Source organism: Micromonospora musae (genome assembly GCF_003626545.1).
GTDB classification, from domain to species: domain Bacteria; phylum Actinomycetota; class Actinomycetes; order Mycobacteriales; family Micromonosporaceae; genus Micromonospora; species Micromonospora musae.
Window position 1 is genome coordinate 251185 of sequence record NZ_RAZS01000005.1, and the last position, 18357, is coordinate 269541.

Annotated in this window: 20 protein-coding genes; 10 read left to right on the forward strand and 10 right to left on the reverse strand. The window is 71.6% G+C overall.

Going from position 1 to position 18357, the window contains the following annotated elements; genetic code table 11:
• Nucleotides 1–98: 98 nt before the first annotated feature.
• The 4 genes from D7147_RS15840 to D7147_RS15855 all read left to right on the forward strand — a co-directional run bounded on the left by D7147_RS15840 (nt 99) and on the right by D7147_RS15855 (nt 3743).
• Complete coding sequence (locus D7147_RS15840) at nt 99–1886, forward strand: RelA/SpoT family protein (RefSeq protein WP_120678307.1); 1788 nt, start codon at nt 99–101, stop codon at nt 1884–1886.
• A 52-nt stretch (nt 1887–1938) separates the two neighbouring features.
• Nucleotides 1939–2481, forward strand: coding sequence for an NUDIX hydrolase (locus D7147_RS15845; RefSeq protein ID WP_120678309.1), 543 nt, complete (start codon nt 1939–1941; stop codon nt 2479–2481).
• A gap of 2 nt (nt 2482–2483) precedes the next feature.
• A complete protein-coding gene (locus D7147_RS15850; protein ID WP_120678311.1) occupies nt 2484–3356 on the forward strand; it encodes a nucleotidyltransferase family protein in 873 nt (290 codons plus the stop codon).
• A gap of 99 nt (nt 3357–3455) precedes the next feature.
• Nucleotides 3456–3743 (forward strand): Lrp/AsnC family transcriptional regulator, encoded by a 288-nt coding sequence (locus tag D7147_RS15855; protein WP_120678915.1) that lies wholly within the window; start codon nt 3456–3458, stop codon nt 3741–3743.
• Nucleotides 3744–3858: 115 nt separating this feature from the next.
• Here the strand turns inward: D7147_RS15855 and D7147_RS15860 are convergent, their stop codons facing one another.
• The 5 genes from D7147_RS15860 to ctaE form a co-directional block, all read right to left on the reverse strand.
• Nucleotides 3859–4548, reverse strand: coding sequence for a DUF4142 domain-containing protein (locus D7147_RS15860; protein ID WP_120678313.1), 690 nt, complete (start codon nt 4546–4548; stop codon nt 3859–3861).
• A gap of 214 nt (nt 4549–4762) precedes the next feature.
• A complete protein-coding gene (gene qcrB, locus D7147_RS15865; protein ID WP_120678315.1) occupies nt 4763–6391 on the reverse strand; it encodes a cytochrome bc1 complex cytochrome b subunit in 1629 nt (542 codons plus the stop codon).
• Entirely contained in the window at nt 6388–7476 is a 1089-nt protein-coding gene (gene qcrA, locus D7147_RS15870; protein ID WP_120678317.1) for a cytochrome bc1 complex Rieske iron-sulfur subunit, read from the reverse strand. The genes qcrB and qcrA overlap by 4 nt, the downstream gene beginning before the upstream one ends.
• A 67-nt stretch (nt 7477–7543) precedes the next feature.
• Nucleotides 7544–8380, reverse strand: a complete 837-nt coding sequence (qcrC, locus tag D7147_RS15875) for a cytochrome bc1 complex diheme cytochrome c subunit (protein WP_120678318.1) — start codon at nt 8378–8380, stop codon at nt 7544–7546.
• A 70-nt stretch (nt 8381–8450) separates the two neighbouring features.
• The gene (ctaE, locus tag D7147_RS15880) at nt 8451–9050 is read right to left on the reverse strand and encodes an aa3-type cytochrome oxidase subunit III (protein ID WP_120678320.1); all 600 of its coding nucleotides are present in this window, start codon (nt 9048–9050) and stop codon (nt 8451–8453) included.
• 108 nt (nt 9051–9158) lie between these two features.
• On the opposite strand from ctaE, the gene D7147_RS15885 reads away from it, so the two are divergent.
• The 4 genes from D7147_RS15885 (at nt 9159) to D7147_RS15905 (ending at nt 12384) form a co-directional block, all read left to right on the forward strand.
• Complete coding sequence (locus D7147_RS15885) at nt 9159–10142, forward strand: cytochrome c oxidase assembly protein (protein WP_120678322.1); 984 nt, start codon at nt 9159–9161, stop codon at nt 10140–10142.
• Between the two features lie 115 nt (nt 10143–10257).
• Complete coding sequence (locus tag D7147_RS15890) at nt 10258–10653, forward strand: response regulator (protein ID WP_120678324.1); 396 nt, start codon at nt 10258–10260, stop codon at nt 10651–10653.
• 84 nt (nt 10654–10737) lie between these two features.
• Nucleotides 10738–11784: an anthranilate phosphoribosyltransferase gene (gene trpD, locus D7147_RS15895; protein WP_120678326.1), complete on the forward strand. Its 1047-nt coding sequence runs from the start codon at nt 10738–10740 to the stop codon at nt 11782–11784.
• Nucleotides 11785–12177: 393 nt separating this feature from the next.
• A complete protein-coding gene (locus tag D7147_RS15905; protein ID WP_120678327.1) occupies nt 12178–12384 on the forward strand; it encodes a hypothetical protein in 207 nt (68 codons plus the stop codon).
• 108 nt (nt 12385–12492) lie between these two features.
• On the opposite strand, the gene D7147_RS15910 is transcribed toward D7147_RS15905, so the two are convergent.
• Together D7147_RS15910 and ctaC are read right to left on the reverse strand one after the other, a co-directional pair.
• The gene (locus tag D7147_RS15910; RefSeq protein ID WP_120678329.1) at nt 12493–12921 is read right to left on the reverse strand and encodes a cytochrome c oxidase subunit 4; all 429 of its coding nucleotides are present in this window, start codon (nt 12919–12921) and stop codon (nt 12493–12495) included.
• Between the two features lie 10 nt (nt 12922–12931).
• Complete coding sequence (ctaC, locus tag D7147_RS15915; protein ID WP_120678331.1) at nt 12932–13897, reverse strand: aa3-type cytochrome oxidase subunit II; 966 nt, start codon at nt 13895–13897, stop codon at nt 12932–12934.
• Between the two features lie 198 nt (nt 13898–14095).
• Here ctaC and D7147_RS15920 point away from each other — a divergent pair, with 198 nt between their 5' ends.
• Together D7147_RS15920 and D7147_RS15925 are read left to right on the forward strand one after the other, a co-directional pair.
• Nucleotides 14096–15247: a cysteine desulfurase family protein gene (locus tag D7147_RS15920; RefSeq protein WP_120678333.1), complete on the forward strand. Its 1152-nt coding sequence runs from the start codon at nt 14096–14098 to the stop codon at nt 15245–15247.
• Nucleotides 15244–15477 (forward strand): sulfurtransferase TusA family protein, encoded by a 234-nt coding sequence (locus D7147_RS15925; RefSeq protein WP_120678335.1) that lies wholly within the window; start codon nt 15244–15246, stop codon nt 15475–15477. Before D7147_RS15920 ends, D7147_RS15925 begins: the two co-directional genes overlap by 4 nt.
• 36 nt (nt 15478–15513) lie before the next feature.
• Here D7147_RS15925 and D7147_RS15930 read toward each other — a convergent pair whose 3' ends face one another.
• The 3 genes from D7147_RS15930 to D7147_RS15940 all read right to left on the reverse strand — a co-directional run bounded on the left by D7147_RS15930 (nt 15514) and on the right by D7147_RS15940 (nt 18317).
• Nucleotides 15514–16491 (reverse strand): carbohydrate kinase family protein, encoded by a 978-nt coding sequence (locus D7147_RS15930; protein WP_120678337.1) that lies wholly within the window; start codon nt 16489–16491, stop codon nt 15514–15516.
• Between the two features lie 156 nt (nt 16492–16647).
• Nucleotides 16648–17016 (reverse strand): iron-sulfur cluster insertion protein ErpA, encoded by a 369-nt coding sequence (gene erpA, locus D7147_RS15935; protein WP_120678917.1) that lies wholly within the window; start codon nt 17014–17016, stop codon nt 16648–16650.
• Nucleotides 17017–17171: 155 nt separating this feature from the next.
• The gene (locus D7147_RS15940; protein WP_120678339.1) at nt 17172–18317 is read right to left on the reverse strand and encodes a glycerate kinase family protein; all 1146 of its coding nucleotides are present in this window, start codon (nt 18315–18317) and stop codon (nt 17172–17174) included.
• Between the last annotated feature and the right edge of the window lie 40 nt (nt 18318–18357).

The following is an 18357-nucleotide window of genomic DNA, read 5'->3' on the forward strand; positions in this document are numbered from 1 at the left end:
TACTCTGTTAGAGAAGTGCATTCCTGCCCGTTTCGTGGGCCTGCTCCCGGTTGCCGGTCCTCCGGTGGCCGCGGGGCCGGGGTGAGGAGGTGTCCCTCGTGGACGTCGACGCCGGACACGGCGCCGCCCTGGGGGGCGCGCTTCCCACTCAACCTGGTGAGCTGCCACTGACCCGCCGGCTCCGGTCACTGCTCAACTGGCCGGCCGCCGAGTCCGACCCGGTCGGGCAGCTGGCCCGCGCCCACCGGGTCATCCACTCCGGCGCCGACCCCGCGGTGCTGCGCCGGGCGTACTCGATCGCCGAGACCATGCACCGCGGGCAGTTCCGCAAGAGCGGCGAGCCCTACATCACGCATCCGCTCGCGGTCGCCCAGATCTGCGCCGGCCTCGGGATGGACACCACCACGCTGGTGGCCGCGCTGCTGCACGACACGGTCGAGGACACCCGCTACACGCTCCAGGCGCTCGCCGACGACTTCGGGCCGAAGGTGGCCCACCTGGTCGACGGGGTCACCAAGTTCGACAAGGCCTTCTACGGCAAGGCCGCGGAGGCCGAGACGATCCGGAAGATGATCATCGCGGCAGGCCGCGACGTCCGGGTCCTGATCATCAAGCTGGCCGACCGGCTGCACAACATGCGCACCCTCGGGGTCCGGTCGGCCGCGTCCCGGGAACGGATCGCCCGCAAGACCGAAGAGGTGCTCATCCCGCTCTGCGACCGGCTGGGCATCCAGACGCTCAAGCGCGAGCTGGACGACGTGGTGCTGCAGCACCTGCACCCGGAGGAGCACGCCCGGATCGCGCGGCACGTGCACGACCGGCCCGGTTGGGACGCGTACCTCGCACAGGTGGTCGCCCAGGCGAAGGTGGCGCTGCGCCGCGACCGGGTCGACGCCGAGGTGGCTCCCCGTCCGCGGCACCTCTACTCGATCTGGAAGGACACGGTCGCCGGCAGCCATAGCGCCCCGTACGACCTGCCCCGGATCGCCGTGGTGGTGGACGGCCCAGCGACCGACTGCTACGCGGCGCTCGGCGCGATCCACGGGCTCTGGCGCCCGATGCCGGGCCGGTTCAAGGACTACATCGCCTCGCCCAAGAACAACCTCTACCGCTCCCTGCACACCACCGTCTGCGGGCCGAAGGACCGCACCGTCGAGGTGCTCATCCGCACCCAGGAGATGCACCGCTCGGCCGAGTACGGCATCGCCGCCGACTACCGCTTCCCGCAGACCGGTGGCGGCGCGGGCGGCGCCGAACAGTTGGCCTGGCTGCACCGGGTGCTGGACTGGGAGCAGAACGCCGCCGACCCGGCCCAGTTCCTCGAGTCGCTGCGCTGCGACCTGGCCGAGGCGCAGGTCGAGGTCTTCGCGGACGGGCGGCAGATCGTACTGCCGGCCGGCGCCACCCCGGTCGACCTCGCGTACGAGCTGGGCACCGAGCGCGGTGACCACTGCCTCGCGGCGCGGATCAACGGCCGGCTCGCCCCGCTCTCCTCCGAGCTGGAGGAGGGCGACGTGGTGGAGATCTTCACCGAGAACGACGCCGAGAACGGCTTCGAGGCGGAGGCCGCGCCGCGAGGCCCCCGCCGGGAGTGGCTCGGCTTCGTGAAGTCCCCGCACGCCCAGATGCAGATCAACCGCTGGTTCGCCGAGCACACCGAGCCGGGCATCTCGATCAACGACAAGGTCCGGCTCGGCCGGGCCACCATCGGGCTCACCCTCCGCCGGCACAACCGGGGGCTGGCGAGCGAGCTTCCACTGCTGCGTCTCGCCGAGGAGCTCGGCTACCCCGACCTGGAGACTCTGCTGGTCGCGGTCTTCGACCGGGTGGTCGAACCGGACACCGTGGTGCGGCAGCTCATCGACCTCGTCGACCATCGGCAGTGATGACCGGCCCCCGCCGGGCACCAACCCCATTCGTGGCCATTAGCCTGGTGTCATGATCCCTCGCTCGCGCGCCACCGGTCGGGCCATCGGCTACCAGGTCTTCTACCGGCTGCCGCTGCCGGTACGCCGCCGCCTGGTCCGGATGGCCGTGCCGAAGTACATCGTCGGCGCGGTCACCCTGGTCCGGGACTCCGAGGCCGAGGGGGCGGGACGGCTGCTCCTGCTCCGTCAGCCGCCCGGCCGTGGCTGGACGCTCCCGGCCGGGCTGCTGCAACGGGGTGAGAACCCGGCGGTGGGCGCGGCCCGTGAGCTGTACGAGGAGTCCGGCATCCGGCTCTCCCCCGCCCGGCTCGTTCCGGCCGTGCCGAACGCGATCGTGCACGCCAAGGGCTGGGTGGATGTCGTCTTCACCGCGGAGGTGCCGGCGTCCACCACGGAGTTGAAGGTCGACGGCGCCGAGGTCTTCGAGGCCGCCTGGCATCCGCTGGACGACCTGCCCCGGCTCAGCTGGGCGACGGCGCGCCTGCTGGCGTACTACGGCATCGGGCCCCTGGTGGGGCAGTTCCCGCCGCCCCTGCCGGACACGGCGGAGTGAGCGTGCCGGCGGTCGGCGTGCCGGACCTCTGCGCGGTGGTGCTCGCCGCCGGCGAGGGCACCCGGCTACGGCCGCTCACCGAACGGCTGCCGAAGGCGCTCTGCCCGGTCGGGAACGTGCCGCTGCTGGACCGGGCGCTCGCCCGGCTCGCAGGCCTCGGCCTCTCCGGGCCGGCCCGGGTCGCGGTGAACGCCTGCTACCTGGCCGGCCAGGTGGTCGAGCACGTCGGCGGCCGCGCCCACCTCTCGGTCGAGCCGGGCGATCCGCTCGGCACGGCGGGCGGGGTGGCGAAGCTGAAGGAGTGGATCGCCGGGCGGCCGGTGCTGGTCGGCAACGCGGACGCGTACCTCGCCGACCCGACCGCTGGACCCGGCCCGGACCTCGCCGCGATGCTCGACGGCTGGGACGGGACCGAGGTGCGCCTGCTGGGCCAGCCGGCCGCCGATCCGGGAGCGCCCGGAACCTTCCGCGGGCACGTCTTCACCGGGTTCTCGCTGCTGCCCTGGCGGGCGGTGCGCGACCTGCCGGTCGAGTTCGGCGACCTGGTACGCGCGGTGTGGCGACCGGCCGAGGCGGCGGGCGCGCTGCGGGTGGTGCCCTACCGGGGCACCTTCTACGACACCGGCACCCCGGCCGACTACCTGGCGGCGAACCTGCACGCCGCCGGCGGTGACGTTCTCGTCGATCCGGCCGCCACGGTCACCGGGCGGTGCCGGGAGTCGGTGGTGGGGGCAGGCGCCGTGGTGCACGGTGAGGTGATCCGGTCGGTGGTCTGGCCCGGCGCGACGGTGCGGGCCGGGGAGCGGCTGCACGAGGTCGTCCGGGCCGCTGACGGGCTGACCGTGCCGGCGGGTCGGGGACCGGCCGGAGGCTAGGCGCCGCCCGGCCATCGCCCGGGTCCGGGACAGCCGGGCGTGGTGTCCTGGAACAGGCCTAGAGTGGGCGACGACGTCGACGAAACGGAGAACCTGCCCGTGATCACCGCGATCGTTCTGATCGACTGCGCCACCGACTCGATTCCCGAGGTGGCCGAGACCCTGGCCAATCTTCCCGGCGTCAGCGAGGTCTACTCGGTCGCCGGGCACGTCGATCTGATCGCCATCGTCCGCGTCCGGGAGTTCGACCAGATCGCCGAGGTGATCGCCGGGCGCATCTCGAAGGTGCCCGGGGTGAACAACACCGAGTCGCACATCGCGTTCCGGGCGTACTCCCAGCACGACCTGGAGGAGGCGTTCGCGATCGGCCTGGCCAACGCCGACTGATCGCCGCCCCCTCGTACGCCACGGCCCGCCGGTCCACGACGGGGCCGCCGGTCACCGACGGACGAGCAACGGCCGGCCCACCGTGTGATGGGCCGGCCGTTCGTGCTCACCGAGGTCAGCTCACGCCAGGAGCCGGGGTCTCGGTGGTACCGCCGCCCGGAGCCGGCGACTCGGTCTCGGTACCGCCCGGAGCCGGCGACTCGGTCTCCGTGCCGCCGGGAGCCGGCGACTCGGTGGTCGCGCCGGGGCTCGGCGTACCGGTGGCGCTGGCCTGCGGGACCGGGATGCCCAGCTGCTGAGCCAGCTGGACCAGCTCGTCATAGTGCGTCTGGAGCGCCGGTAGCGCGGTCTGCGCCAGCTGGATCACCGACTGTTCGGAGCCCTGCGAGATCTCCGTCTGGGTGGCCTGGATGGCCTGCAGGTGGCCGGCGAGCTGCGCGGTCACCCACTCCCGGTCGAAGTTCTTGCCGCTGGCGTTGTTCAACCGGTCGATCACCGCCTGTTGGTCGGCGGTGGGCCCGTTGGGCAGTTGCACGTTGAGCTGTGACGCGGTCTGCTGCACCGTCTGGTCCAGCTGCGTGTGGTCGGTCACGAACATCTTGCCCAGGTCCTTGACCCGCTGGTTCTGGCCCTTCTGCTGGGCCAGCTCACCCGTGGTGATCTCGAACAGGTTGACCTGGTGGATCGCCTGCAGGTACTGGGTGTCCTGCTCCGACGGTTGTGCCTTGGCCTGCGCCGCGGCGGCCGGCGCGACACCGACCAGCACCAGCGCGGCCAGCAGGCCGAGCCGTTTGATTCCCAACATGCTTCCTCCCCGTGAGACGTTGGACCGCACGGTTACCCGGCTCACCGGGGTTATTCCTGCGATCCCCGTGCGCGAGGGGACGGCCCGCTCGGGCCCGTCGTCCGCTCTGCGCCGACTCAACCGGCTTCCCGCCTGGTCGGGGCGGACCGGGGCGGAAACGGGACGTGGCGCCCACCGGAGGATCCGGTGGACGCCACGTTCAGGTGGGTCGAGGTCAGTGACGCGACTCGGAGCCGCTGCTGATCTCCGCACGCTCCGGTCGGGGCTCGACCGGCGGGTGTCCCGGCGAGACCGGCGCGTCGACCGGCTTCTCGATCGGGTAGAAGAAGCCCCGGATGGCCGGGCCGAGGGCACCGAGCCGGTTCATCTTCTTCGGCACCACCCAGCCGGTGTACTCCAGCGCCCCGTGGCCGTCGTGGTCCTGCGCGCTCAGCGGCTGGTGGACCTCGACGAACTTGCCGTCCGGCAGGCGCCGGATGATGCCGGTCTCCACGCCGTGCGCCAGCACCTCGCGGTCGTGCTGCTGCAGACCGAGGCAGATGCGGTAGGTGACGAAGTACGCCAGCGGCGGCAGGATGAGCAGGCCGACCCGGCCGGCCCAGGTCATCGCGTTCAAGCTGATCTGGAACTTGTCGGCGATGACGTCGTTGGCCCCGGAGAGGGTCAGCACCAGGTAGAAGGCGACCGCCATGGCGCCCACCGCAGTGCGGGCCGGCACGTCACGAGGACGCTGGAGCAGGTGGTGGGTCCGGTAGTCCTTGAGGTGCCGGGCCTCCACGAACGGGTAGAGCGTGGAGAGCCCGACCAGGATGCCGGGTAGCACCACCGTCGGCCAGAACAACGGCGGGATCACGTAGCCGTCGCCGAGTGGAATGTCGATCTGCCAGGCCGGCATGAGCCGGGTCGAGCCGTCCAGGAACATGACGTACCAGTCCGGCTGGCTGGCGGCGGAGACGACCCAGGCCTCGTACGGGCCGAAGAGCCAGATCGGGTTGATCTGGAACAGACCGCCCATCAGCGCGATCACGCCGAAGACGATCATGAAGAAGCCGCCCTGCTTCAGCGCGTACCGCGGGAAGAACCGCTCGCCGACCACGTTGCCGTTGGTCCGGCCGGGGCCGGGCCACTGGGTGTGCTTCTGCGTGAAGACCAGGCCCAGGTGGACGGTGATCAGCGCGAGCAGCAGGGCCGGGATGAGCAGCACGTGCGCGATGAAGAACCGGCTGATGATGATGGTGCCCGGGAACTCCCCGCCGAAGATCGACGAGGTGAGCCAGGAGCCGATCACCGGGATCGACAGCATGATGCCCGAGGCGATCCGCAGGCCGGTGCCGGAGAGCCCGTCGTCCGGCAGCGAGTAGCCGGTGAAGCCGGCCAGGAAGCCGATCCAGAAGAGCAGCGAACCGATGATCCAGTTCGCCTCACGCGGCTTGCGGAACGCGCCGGTGAAGAAGATCCGCAGCATGTGCACGACGATCGCGGCCATGAACAGCAGGGCCGCCCAGTGGTGCATCTGCCGCATGACCAGACCACCCCGGACCTCGAAGGAGAGGTCCAGGCTGGAGGCGTACGCGGCGGACATCGGCGTGCCGCGCAGCGGCGCGTAGCTGCCGTTGTAGACCACCTCGGTCATCGACGGCTCGAAGAAGAACGTCAGGAAGGTGCCGGTGAGCAGCAGCACGATGAACGAGAAGAGCGCGATCTCACCGAGCAGGAACGACCAGTGGTCCGGGAAGACCTTGTTCAGCAGGCCGCGCAGCGGAGTCGCCACCTTGAAGCGGTCGTCGATCCCCACCGCAGCCTTGCCCGGCGTCGCCGCCAGGTCGAACTTACGACGCTTCACGGCCGCTCCCAGAAGTCGGGCCCGATGGTCTCGGTGTAGTCGGACTTCGCCACGAAGAAGCCCTCAGAGTCTACCTCGATGGGCAGCTGCGGCAGCCGTCGACTGGCGGGGCCGAAAACAGGCCGGGCGTTGTCGGTGATCAGGAACTGCGACTGGTGGCACGGGCAGAGCAGCCGGTTCGTCTGCTGCTCGTAGAGGCTGGCCGGGCAGCCCGCGTGCGTGCAGATCTTGGAGAACGCCGCGTAGTTGCCCCACATGTAGTCGCCGTGGCCCACTCGCTCGTTGGCCCGCCGCGACTCCTGCGCGTCCTCGTCCCGGAGGTGGATCAGCAGCGTCGGCGAGTCCGCGTGCTGGTTGCTGATGCCGTGCTCGATGCCGGGGAAGACGGTCAGCTGGCCGCCGGCGCTGACGTCTGCGGGGCGGATCGGGCGGCCGTCCTCACGGACCAGCCGGATCCGCTGCCCACCCTCCGCCGGGGCGAAACCGGTGGTGAACATCTGGTTGTTCTTGTGCGGGTTGGAGATCAGCCCACCCACCAGCGGCGCGGCAGCGACCGCACCGATCGGCACGAGACCCGCCAGCAGCGAGATGCCGAGCAGCGGGCGACGCTTCACGCCGAACTCGTCCGCCATGTAGACAATCGTCTGGCCGGTGATGGTGCGGTTGTCCTCGGAGACCGCGCCCTCGTGCCGGTCCTGGATCGAGACCTCCTTGGGCAGCAGCTTCTTGCCCCAGGTCAGGATGCCGAAGCCGACGCCGAGCAGGGAGAGGCCCAGGGTCACCCCGAGCAGCGGGGTGTACCACTTGTCGCTGCCGCGACCCGGAGCGTACTCCCACGGCCACCAGATGTAGATGACCAGGAAGGCAGTCCCCACCAGGCCGGCGAGCAGGAAGAACCAGGCGACCAGGCGGACGAGTCGACGCTCGGCCTTCGTGCCCGGCGCGACCTGCGGCTCGTAGTGGACGATCTCGATGTCGTCCCGGCGGGCGCCCTCGCGGACGATGTCGAAGCGGGTAAGCCCGGGGGTGTTCACGTCGAGCGGCTCCCGACCCTGCTGGGTCTGGTGCTCGGTGTGCGTGCTCATGCCGTCACCTCGTTACCGGCGGTGCCGCGCGACGGCACCACAGCACTGGATCGAAAAGTCCGCTCGGTCACGACTTGCCCGCAATCCACAGGGTGGCGAAGACGAGCGCGACGATGCCGACCAGGAAGATCGCCAGACCCTCGGTGGAGGGGCCGTACCGGCCCAGGTTGAAACCACCCGGGTCCTGGTCGTGCTTCAGGGTCTCCTGGATGTAGGCGATGATGTCGGCCTTCTGGTCCGGCCGAAGCTGGTTGTCGCCGAACACCGGCATGTTCTGCGGACCGCTGAGCATCGCGGCGTAGATCTGCCGGTCGCTCGCCGGGCGCAGGCTCGGGGCGAACTTGCCCGAGGAGAGCGCGCCACCACCGGCGCCGAAGGCGTGGCACTGCGAGCAGTTGATCCGGAACAGCTCACCGCCGGTCGCGATGTCGCCGCCCTCGCGCAGGTTGGTGCCCTGCGGCAGCTCCGGGCCGCCGCCGAGCTCCTGGATGTACTGGGCGAGCTGGCGGGTCTGCTCGTCGGTGAAGAGCGGCGGCTTGCGGTGCGCCTGGGCCTCCTGGCGCGTCGCCGGCATCCGCCCGCTGCTCACCTGGAACTCGACCGAGGCCGCGCCGACGCCGATCAGGCTCGGGCCGCGTCCCTCGACACCCTGCGCGTTGCGACCGTGGCAGGTCACGCAGCTAACGTCGAACAGCGCCTTGCCCTCGGCAGCGGCGCTGCTCAGCGGCGGAGCGTCCTGGGCCTGCGCACCAGGGGCGAAGACGGTGTAGGCGCCGCCGGCGAGCGTCAGCGCGGCGAGCAGCCGGACCGCGGCGCCCAGCCGGCGGCGGCCCCTGCTGCGCGCCGCGGGCCGCCCGCGCAGCCGCGCGAGCAGACCGCGTCGGCGGTCGTTGTCAGAAGTCATGACCTGTGTCCTTAACCGGTTGGACCTTCTCAGGGGACGGAGCAACGGCGCAGTTCGTGATGCGCCAAGATCACTGAAGCCAGTAGATCATGGCGTACAGCGCGATCCACACCACGTCGACGAAGTGCCAGTAGTACGACACGACGATCGCCGAGGTGGCCTGCGCCGGCGTGAACCGGCCCATGGTGGTGCGGATCATGAAGATGATGAAGGCGACCAGACCGCCGGTCACGTGCAGACCGTGGAAGCCGGTGGTCAGGTAGAACATCGACCCGTAGCCGTCTTCGTTGATCTTCACGCCCTCGTGCACCAGCGTGCGGTACTCGTTGAGCTGCCCGAGTACGAAGATCAGGCCCATCACGAAGGTGATCGTGAACCAGCGCCGCAGCGCGTGCACGTCACCCCGTTCCGCCGCGAAGACACCGAGCTGGCAGGTCACCGAGGACAACACCAGGATCACCGTGAAGGTGGTCGCGTACGGGATGTTGAGGTGCTCGGTGTGCTTCGCCCACTGCTCCGGCGCCGCGGCGCGGATGGAGAAGTACATCGCGAACAGCGCCGCGAAGAACATGAGTTCGCTGGAGAGCCACACGATCGTCCCGACGCTGACCATGTTCGGTCGGGTCAGAGAGTGGATCCGGCTCTTGTCAATGGCTGGGGCCGCAGTCACGCGGTCATTATTGCCCCTGACCGGCATCCACGATCAGCGGGGGGCCAAACCGGTGGTCAGGGTGGCCCGATCGTGGTCGTCCGGTTCGCCTGGCCTAGCCTGAAAAGCGTGCTGCACGTCGATCCGATCTTCGCCGCCACCTCGACCGCCTCGGTGTACGCCGCCGGCGGCGTCTCTGCCCTGCCGTCGAGCGCGGCCGGCGGGGAGGCGCTCCCGCCGCCGTTCACCATCGGCGCCGTACTGACCGAGACCCGGCTGGACAGCTGGCTCGCGGTCGGCCTGGTGCTCGCCGCCGGGATCTACCTCTACGGCGTACACCGGCTGCGGGTGCGTGGCGACCACTGGCCGGTGGCCCGGACCGTCTTCTTCCTCGGGCCCGGCCTCGGGGGGATCGCGCTGGTCACGGTGAGTGGGCTGCACGCCTACGACACGGCGCTGCTGAGCGTGCACATGGTGCAGCACATGATGCTGTCGATGGTGGCGCCGATCTTCCTGGCGCTGGGCGCGCCGATGACGCTCGCCCTCCGGACGCTTCCGCAGCGACCCCGCAAGCGGCTGCTCGCGATCGTGCACAGCCGGATCGCCCGGGTCTACAGCTTCCCGCTGGTGGCGTTCGCCATCTTCGTGGTCAATCCGTTCGTGCTCTACTTCACTGACCTGTACCGGTTCACGCTGGAGCACGCCTGGGCGCACGAGCTGGTGCACGCGCACTTCATCATGACCGGCTGCGTGTTCTTCTGGCCGCTGCTCGGCCTGGATCCACTCCCCGGACGCTGGCCCTACCCGGCGCGGGCGCTGCTGATGGTGCTCTCCGTGCCGTTCCACACCGTGCTCGGGCTCACCGTCATGCAGAGCACCACGCTCTTCGGTGGCGACTGGTACCCCTCCCTCGGTCTCGACTGGGCCGACCCGTTCGACGATCAGGTGCTCGCCGGCGGCATCCTCTGGGCGGGCGGCGAGTTCGTCAGCGTGACCATGCTCGCCGTGCTGGTGATCCAGTGGATCAAACAGTCGGAGCGGGAGGCACGCCGCGTCGACCGCGAGCTCGACCGGCAGGAGGCCCGCGAGCGCGCCGCCGAGTCAGCGGCCTGAGCTGCGCCGGGGTACGTCGCCGAGGAGCGGCGCCGGGCGGGATGTCGGCTGTGTCACGTCGACCGGTACGATCGGCGGGCAGCTACGAGGTGGGATAGCGAAGCGGAGTGTCGGCATGAGCGATCGTGAGTGCACCGTCCTGCTCTACAGCGACGACCCGCAGGTCCGTGACCGGATGCGGCTCGCCGTCGGCACCCGGCCCGCGCCCGGTCTCCTGATCGAGTTCGTCGAGGCCGCCACCTACGCCGAGGTCGTCCGGCTGGTCGACGACTACGAGATCGACCTCCTGCTGCTCGACGGCGAGGCGACGCCCGGCGGTGGCATCGGAATCGCCCGCCAGATCAAGGACGACCGGGCCGACGCGCCGCCGACCTGCGTGGTGATCGCCCGCACGGCGGACCGATGGCTCGCCGCCTACGCCGAGGTCGACGCCACTCTGGTGCACCCGCTCGACCCGGTGACCACCGGCAACACGGTGGCCGAGCTGCTGCGGACGCACGCACCCGCCTGACGTCCCCGCTCCGGCACCGACCACGGCGCCGGACCGACCGGCGCCGGTTCACCCACCCGCATCCGCATGCTCGGGAGGCCCGCGATGGGCGATCGGACCTGGCCGCACCTGCTCAACGCGCTGCTGCGCGGCGAAGAGCTCTCCACCGCCGACACGGCCTGGGCGATGGGCGAGATCATGAGCGGCGCCGCCACCGCCGCGCAGGTCGCCGGGTTCGCGGTCGGGCTGCGCGCCAAGGGTGAGACGTCGGCCGAGCTGGCCGGGTTGGTCGAGGCGATGCTCACCCGGGCGGTCCCGGTGCAGCTCAGCGACGAGCAGCGGGCCACCGCCCTGGACGTGGTCGGCACCGGGGGCGATCTCGCTCACACGGTCAACATCTCCACCATGGCCGCGCTCGTGGTGGCCGGCGCCGGCGTACGGGTGGTCAAGCACGGCAACCGCGCCGCCTCCTCGCTCTGCGGCACCGCGGATCTGCTCGAGTTCCTGGGCGTACCGCTGGATCTCGGCCCGGAGGCCGTGGCCCGGTGCGTGGCGGAGGCCGGCATCGCGTTCTGCTTCGCGGCCCGCTTCCACCCGGGTATGCGGCACACCGGCCCGGTCCGGCGCGAACTGGGCGTGCCCACCGTGTTCAACTTCCTCGGCCCGCTGAGCAACCCGGCACGCCCCCGCGCCGGCGCGGTCGGCTGCTTCGACTCCCGGATGGCGCCGGTGATGGCCGGCGTCTTCGCCGCCCGGGGCGACTCGGTGCTGGTGATGCGGGGCGAGGACGGGCTGGACGAGTTCAGCACCGCCGCGCCGACCCGGGTCTGGGTGGCCCAGGGCGGCACCGTACGCGAGACGCTGCTGGACGCGGTCGACCTCGGGGTACCCCGGTCCACCCTCGCCGACCTGCGCGGCGGTGACGCGCCCTACAACGCCGCCGTGGCGCTTCGCCTGCTGGCCGGCGAGCCCGGGCCGGTACGCGACGCCGTCCTGGTCAACGCGGCGGCGGCGCTGGCCACCCAGGGCCCGCTGGACGGCGATCTCGTCGAGGCGCTGCGGGGCGGGCTGGCCCGCGCCGCCGAGTCGATCGACTCCGGCGCCGCGGCGGCCACCCTGGAGCGTTGGGTCGAGGTCGCCAAGGGGCTCTGAGGCCTCGCCTCGGCCGAGGTCGCGGTGGTCACGGCCGCCGCGGCCGAGGTCGCGGTGGTCACGGCCGCCGCGGCCGAGGTCGCGGTGGTCACGGCCGCCGCGGCCGAGGTCGCGGTGGTCACGGCCGCCGCGGCCGAGGTCGCGGTGGTCGCCGCCTGGATCGTCTTGATCGACTCGACTTCGCTGAAGTCGGGGTGTCCCAGCGACCGCGATGGCCCGACTTCCTTGAAGTCGAGTCGATCGAGCGCACGCGGGCGCGACCGTTCATGTCGGAGCGGCGTGCCAAACTACAACGGAGTGATTCGACCTCCGTCGGGCCGACGCCCACGACCGGCCCCGCTCCCCCGAGCGGCACGGCGTCACTCCGGCGGCCCACAGCGAGAGGAGACGCCCGTGTCGGAGCGAGAGCTCTACTGCGACAGCTGCCAGGGCGTTCAGCAGTTCGAGACGCCACCCTGCGTCGACGGGCACGGCGCCGACTGCCCCGAACTCGTCTGCACCCGCTGCGGCGGCGCCGTGTTGATCGCCACGTTCACCTTCCGCGCGCCTCGCCTCGGCCAAGCCCGCGGGCAGTCCCCCGCCCGACGCCGGGCCGCCTGACGGCACCCGCGCCACGGCCCCGCACTCACCACGCCGCACCGGCCCCGGACACCCGAAAGCCCGCCTCCGAGGAGGCGGGCTTTCGTGGTTGGTCCGGTTGCGGCGGGCTCAGTGCTCCGCGGTGCGCCGGGTGCCCGAGTAGTACTCGAAGAGCAGCCCGCACACGGCGAAGATGACCGCCACCAGGCCGGCGCCGACCAGCCAGAACTGCCAGAAGACCAGGCCGAGGCCGGCGACGGCGGCGGCGAGCGCCAGCCCGAACGGCCAGTAGCTGCCGGGGCTGAAGAAGCCGACCTCGCCCGCGCCGTCGGCGATCTCCGCGTCCGGACGGTCCTCCGGACGCAGGTCGATCCGGCGGGAGACGAACCAGAAGAAGCCGCCGCACATCGAGCAGAGGAAGAACGACAGTGCCAGCGCGGTGGTGCCGACCCACTCGACCCGGCCGTCCGCCTCACCGGCGGTCCAGGCGCCGTAGAGGATCGTCGCGCCGAAGAGGAAGCCGGCGATGATCAGGAAGATACGCCACTCGGTCTTCATGCCCGCTCCCTCAGCGTCCCGCGCCGGCCGGGGCCGGGTCCGGGTTGAAGTTGTGCTCCGTACGCCGCGTCTCGAACGGCGCCGTGGTCTGCGCGTACGGGTCCTCGCCGATCGCGGTCAGGGCCTCCTGGGTGGTCTTGCCGTCCCGCTTGGCCGCGAGGAACTGGTCGTACTCCTCCGGCGAGACGACCCGCAGCTCGAAGTTCATGAACGCGTGGTAGGTGCCGCAGAGCTCCGCGCAGCGTCCGACGTAGGCGCCCTCACTGTCCAGGCTGGAGACCTCGAACACGTTGCGGATCTTGCCGGGCATCACGTCGCGCTTGAACAGCAGCTCCGGCACCCAGAACGAGTGGATGACGTCCCGGCTGGTCTCCTCGAAACGGATGGACCGACCGGTCGGCAGCACGAGGATCGGAATGACCTCGCTGGTGCCGAGCGTCGAGGCGACCGTGTTGGCGTCCACGCCCTGGCCGTCGCGGTAGTTGAACTGCCAGTTCCACTTGAACGCCACCACCTCGACGGTGACGTCCGGGTTCTTGCTCAGCTTGTTCACGTCGGTCTGCACGATCGCCGTGTAGTAGAAGAGCACGGACACCACGAGGATCGGCGCGATGGTGTAGAGGAACTCCATCGGCATGTTGTAGCGGGTCTGCACCGGCAGGTCGTTGCCCCGCTTCCGGTAGCGGATCACGCACCAGAAGATGAGGAACCACACGAAGACGCCGACTGCGAGCGCCGCGATGCAGGATGCGATCCAGAGGTCGTACATCCGGTGCGACTGCGGCGTGATACCGCCCTGCGGCCAACCGAAGCCGTGGAACGTCTTGCCGACGTCACAGCCCGTGAGCAGGAACAGCAGCGCCGCGCCGCCGAGACCGAGCCCGGCGAGCCGACCAGCACCACGCCGCCGGCGCCCGCCGGCTCCCGCGTTGTGCCGTACGGCCGACGGCCGTACCTCCGAACTCCTTGCGACCACCTGGTCCTGCCTCCCTAGCGCGCCGCGGTGTCTGTCCTTGTCCTGTCGATCTCCGGCTCCCGGAGCGACAGCACCTGCGGCAAAGGCGTCACCGACGGTCGCAGATTACTCGACCATGACCGGCTGGACCGTGTTGGGGTCACTCTCCGACCCCCAACGGGGGATCTTGGCTCGATCGGCGAGATAGCGTAATGAGTCGTGAGCGCCTCCCCGGTATACCTGGACGCCGCCACGGCGACGCCGCTGCACCCGGTGGCGCGGCAGGCGCTGTCCGCCGCCCTCGAGGACGGCTGGGCCGACCCGGGCAAGCTCTACACGCAGGCCCGTCGGGCCCGCCAGCTGCTCGACGCGGCCCGGGGCGCGGCCGCCGAGACCCTGGGCGTACGCCCCGACGAGCTCTCCTTCACCGCCAGCGGCACGGCCGCCGCGCACGCCGCCGTGCTCGGCGGACTGGCCGGTCGACGGCGGACCGGCCGCAGGCTGGTGCACTCCGCCATCGAGCACTCGGCGGTGCTGCACGCGGCCGAGCGGCACGTGTCCGGCGGCGGCGACGCCGTCGCCGTGCCGGTGGACCGGCTCGGGCGGCTCGATCTCGACGCCTGGTCGGCCGAGGTGCGCGAGCCGGGCGTGGCGCTGGCCGCGCTGATCGCGGCCAGCCACGAGGTGGGCACCCTCCAACCGGTGGCCGGGGCGGCCGCCACGTGCGCCGAGGCCGGGGTACCGCTCTACGTCGACGCGGCCCAGGCGGTCGGGCGGATGCCGGTGCCGGCGGGCTGGTCGGTGCTGACCGCGAGCGCGCACAAGTGGGGCGGCCCGGCCGGCGTCGGCCTGCTGGTGGTGCGCAAGGGCGTCCGCTGGGAGTCGCCCTACCCGGCCGACGAGCGCGAGTCGGGTCGTACGCCGGGGGCGTTGAACCTGCCCGCGGTGGTGGCCGCGGCGGCCAGCCTGCGCGCGGTGGCGGCGGAGGCCGAGGCGGAGGCGGCCCGGCTGACGCCGCTCGTCGACCGGATCCGGGCCCGGGTGGCGACGGAGGTGCCGGACGTCGAGGTCGTCGGCGACCCGGAGCACCGGCTGCCGCACCTGGTCACCTTCTCCTGCCTCTACGTCGACGGCGAGGCGTTGCTGCACGCGCTGGACCGGCGGGGCTTCGCGGTCTCCTCCGGCTCGTCGTGCACCTCCTCGACGCTGCGGCCGTCACACGTGCTGGAGGCGATGGGAGTGCTCTCGCACGGCAACGTCCGCGTGTCGCTGCACCGGGAGACCTCGGCGGACGATGTCGAGCGCTTCCTCGCCGAGCTGCCCGGGATCGTCGCCCACCTGCGGGCCGAGGCGGGGGTGGTGGGGCTGTGACGATGCCGGACGAGGTGCTCGACTGCCGGGGCCAGCGCTGCCCGTTGCCGGTGATCGCGGTGGCCCGCCGCCTGCCGGAGCTGCCGGTGGGCACGGTCGTACGCGTGCTCGCCGACGACCCGGCGGCGGCGGTGGACCTCCCCGCCTGGTGCCGGATGCGGGGACAGGAGTTCGTCGCCCGGGTCACCGGACCCGACGGGCCCGCCTACGACGTCCGCCGCGTGCACTGATCACACCCGCGCCGGCCGTTCCGCCCGAATAGCGGCTCAGGCCACCAGGTGCGGGCGGACCTCGTCGGCGGCCACGTCGCCGTACGACTCGCCGAGGCGCTTGATGAAGAGGTCCCGGCGTACCTGGTACTCCTGCGTACCGACGGTCTCCAGCACCAGGGTCGCCAGCAGCGAGCCCACCTGGGCGGCCCGCTCCAGGCCGACGCCCCAGGAGAGCGCGGTGAAGAAGCCGGCGCGGAAACCGTCCCCGACACCGGTCGGGTCGACCGCCCGGATCTCCCGGGCGATGGGCACGTGGATCGGGTCGAAGTCGCGTCCGGCGATCTCCACGCCGTCCTTGCCGAGCGTGGTGACCCGGACCTTCACAAGGTCGAGCAGCTGCTCGTCGCTGAGCCCGGCCTTGCTCTGCAGGAGCGACTTCTCGTAGTCGTTGGTCATCAGGTACTCGGCGCCCTCGATCAGCGCGACCACGTCCTCGCCGGCCATCCGGGCCAGCTGCTGGGAGGGGTCGGCCGCGAAGGGGTAGCCGCGCTCGCGGCACTCGGCGGAGTGCCGCAGCATCGCCTCCGGGTCGTTCGCGCCGACCAGGACCAGGTCGAGGCCGCTGAGACGATCGGCGACCGGGGCGAGTTCGATGTTTCGTGCCTCGCTCATCGCCCCCGCGTAGAAGGAGGCGATCTGGCACATGTCGAGGTCGGTGGTGCAGACGAAGCGGGCGGTGTGGGCCACCTCGCTGACGTGCACCGAGTCGCAGTCCACGCCGTGCCGCTCCAGCCAGGAGCGGTAGTCGGCGAAGTCCGCGCCGACCGCCCCGACGAGCACCGGGTGCAGGCCGAGCTGCCCCATGCCGAAGGCGATGTTCGCCGCCACTCCGCCGCGGCGCAGCACCAGATCGTCCACCAGGAAGGAGAGCGACACCTTGTGCAGCTGGTCGGCGATGAGCTGGTCGGCGAAGCGACCGGGGAAGCTCATCAGGTGGTCCGTGGCGATCGAACCGGTCACCGCGATCTTCATGTCAACCCTCATGGTTCGGGAGCGGGGCGCGGCCAGCCTACCGGGCCGGTAATCCCGCGGTGTCCGGTCGGTAGGACGGCGGTCACCCGCCGGAAACCGGGCCGCAACGAGGACGGGGCCGCCCAGATGGGCGGCCCCGTCCTCGTTGAGGTCGATTCAGCTGAAGGAGTCACCGCAGGCGCAGGAGCTGCCCGCGTTGGGGTTGTCGATGGTGAAGCCCTGGGCGTCGATCCGGTCGGCGAAGTCGATGGTGGCGCCGGCCAGGTAGGGGGCGCTCATCCGGTCCACGACGACCTCGACGCCGTCGTAGCCGCTGACGACGTCACCGTCGAGGGAGCGCTCGTCGAAGAAGAGCTGGTACCGCAGGCCGGAGCAGCCGCCCGGCTGCACCGCGACCCGGAGCCGCAGGTCGTCACGGCCCTCCTGCTCGATCAGGGCCTTGACCTTCTGCGCCGCGACGTCGGTGAGGACGACGGTGGTGGCGGCCTGGGCCTCGGTCGACTCGGTCTGCGCTGGCGTGGTCACGTGGAATTCTCCCTGCGCGCTCGTGGTGTGTTCGTCCCCGACCAACGTCACCCGTCCGTCGGCGATTCCCACTGTGGTCCAATTTTTGATTGTAGGCCGGTCCGGGCCGCACTGACCCCTGGACGTGAGCTCGGGATTGCCCCGGGCGGCGCGGGTCACACCTGCCGGGGGCGGCTCCACTGCCCGGCCAGCCGGGCGCCGAGCTCGCGCAGCCCGTCGGCGGGCCGGCTGAGCGCCTCCGCCAGGCCCCGCTCGTCGCCCCCGAAGTGCTCCACCAGGCTGTACGCGTCGGTGACCCCCGCGGCGGCCGCCTCCCGCCGGCCGGTGCTCACCTGACCGGCCAGGACCAGGCAGGGAAGCCCCCGGTCCCGAGCCGCCCCGGCCACCCCGGCGACCACCTTTCCGCGCAGCGACTGATGGTCGAAGGAGCCCTCGCCGGTGATCACCAGGTCGACCTCGTCCAGCGCCTCGTCGAGGCCGATGGCCCGGGTGACCAGGCCGATGCCCGACTCGCAGCGCCCACCGAGGGCGAGGACCGCCGCGCCGATCCCGCCGGCGGCCCCGGCTCCGGCCAGCGCGCCGAGGGACGCCGGACAACCGGGCAGATCCCGTTCCAGCACCGCCGCGAAGCGTTCCAGCGCGGCGTCCAGCAGGAGCACGTCTGCCCGGTCCGCACCCTTCTGCGGGCCGAAGACGTTGCTCGCGCCGTGCAGTCCGAGCAGCGGATTGTCGACGTCGGTGGCGGCCACCAGGTCGACGCCGCGCAGCCGGGGCGCCCCGTCGAGCCCGGCGACGGCGGCAAGCGCCGCGCCCCCGTACGGCAGGGCCAGGCCCGCCTCGTCGAGCGGGGTGACGCCCAGCGCGGCGAGCATTCCCGCCCCCGCGTCGTTGGTGCCCGAGCCGCCGAGCCCGATCACCACGCGCCGGGCGCCCCCCTCGACCGCCGCGGCGACCAGCAGGCCGAGGCCGAAGGAGCTGGTGATCTTCGGATCCCGCTCGGCGTCGGCGAGCAGGTGCAGACCGCACGCCTGAGCGCTCTCGACGTAGCCGGTGCCGTCGGCGGTGAGCAGGATCTCACCGGTGACGGGACGGCCGAGTGGATCGACCGTCGGCACCGTTCTCCGGTGGCCGTCCGACGCGTCGGCGAGCACGTCGACGAAGCCGGGCCCGCCGTCGGCGAGCGGCCGGATCAGCAGATCGTCACGGTTGGCGACCGTACGCCAACCCGCCGCGATCGCGGCGGCCACCGCCGGTGCGGTCAGGGTGCCGGCGAACTTGTCCGGGCAGAGCAGCACGCGCATGCCGAGCAGTGTGGCAGCACACACCGGCGGAAGCTGCACA

Coding starts and splice junctions, on each gene's coding strand:
- qcrC (WP_120678318.1), bottom strand. CDS start 8,380: ATGACTTCTGACAACGACCGCCGACGCGGTCTGCTCGCGCGGCTGCGC.
- D7147_RS15845 (WP_120678309.1), top strand. CDS start 1,939: ATGATCCCTCGCTCGCGCGCCACCGGTCGGGCCATCGGCTACCAGGTC.
- D7147_RS15930 (WP_120678337.1), bottom strand. CDS start 16,491: ATGAAGATCGCGGTGACCGGTTCGATCGCCACGGACCACCTGATGAGC.
- D7147_RS15890 (WP_120678324.1), top strand. CDS start 10,258: ATGAGCGATCGTGAGTGCACCGTCCTGCTCTACAGCGACGACCCGCAG.
- D7147_RS15860 (WP_120678313.1), bottom strand. CDS start 4,548: ATGTTGGGAATCAAACGGCTCGGCCTGCTGGCCGCGCTGGTGCTGGTC.
- trpD (WP_120678326.1), top strand. CDS start 10,738: ATGGGCGATCGGACCTGGCCGCACCTGCTCAACGCGCTGCTGCGCGGC.
- qcrA (WP_120678317.1), bottom strand. CDS start 7,476: ATGAGCACGCACACCGAGCACCAGACCCAGCAGGGTCGGGAGCCGCTC.
- D7147_RS15940 (WP_120678339.1), bottom strand. CDS start 18,317: ATGCGCGTGCTGCTCTGCCCGGACAAGTTCGCCGGCACCCTGACCGCA.
- D7147_RS15910 (WP_120678329.1), bottom strand. CDS start 12,921: ATGAAGACCGAGTGGCGTATCTTCCTGATCATCGCCGGCTTCCTCTTC.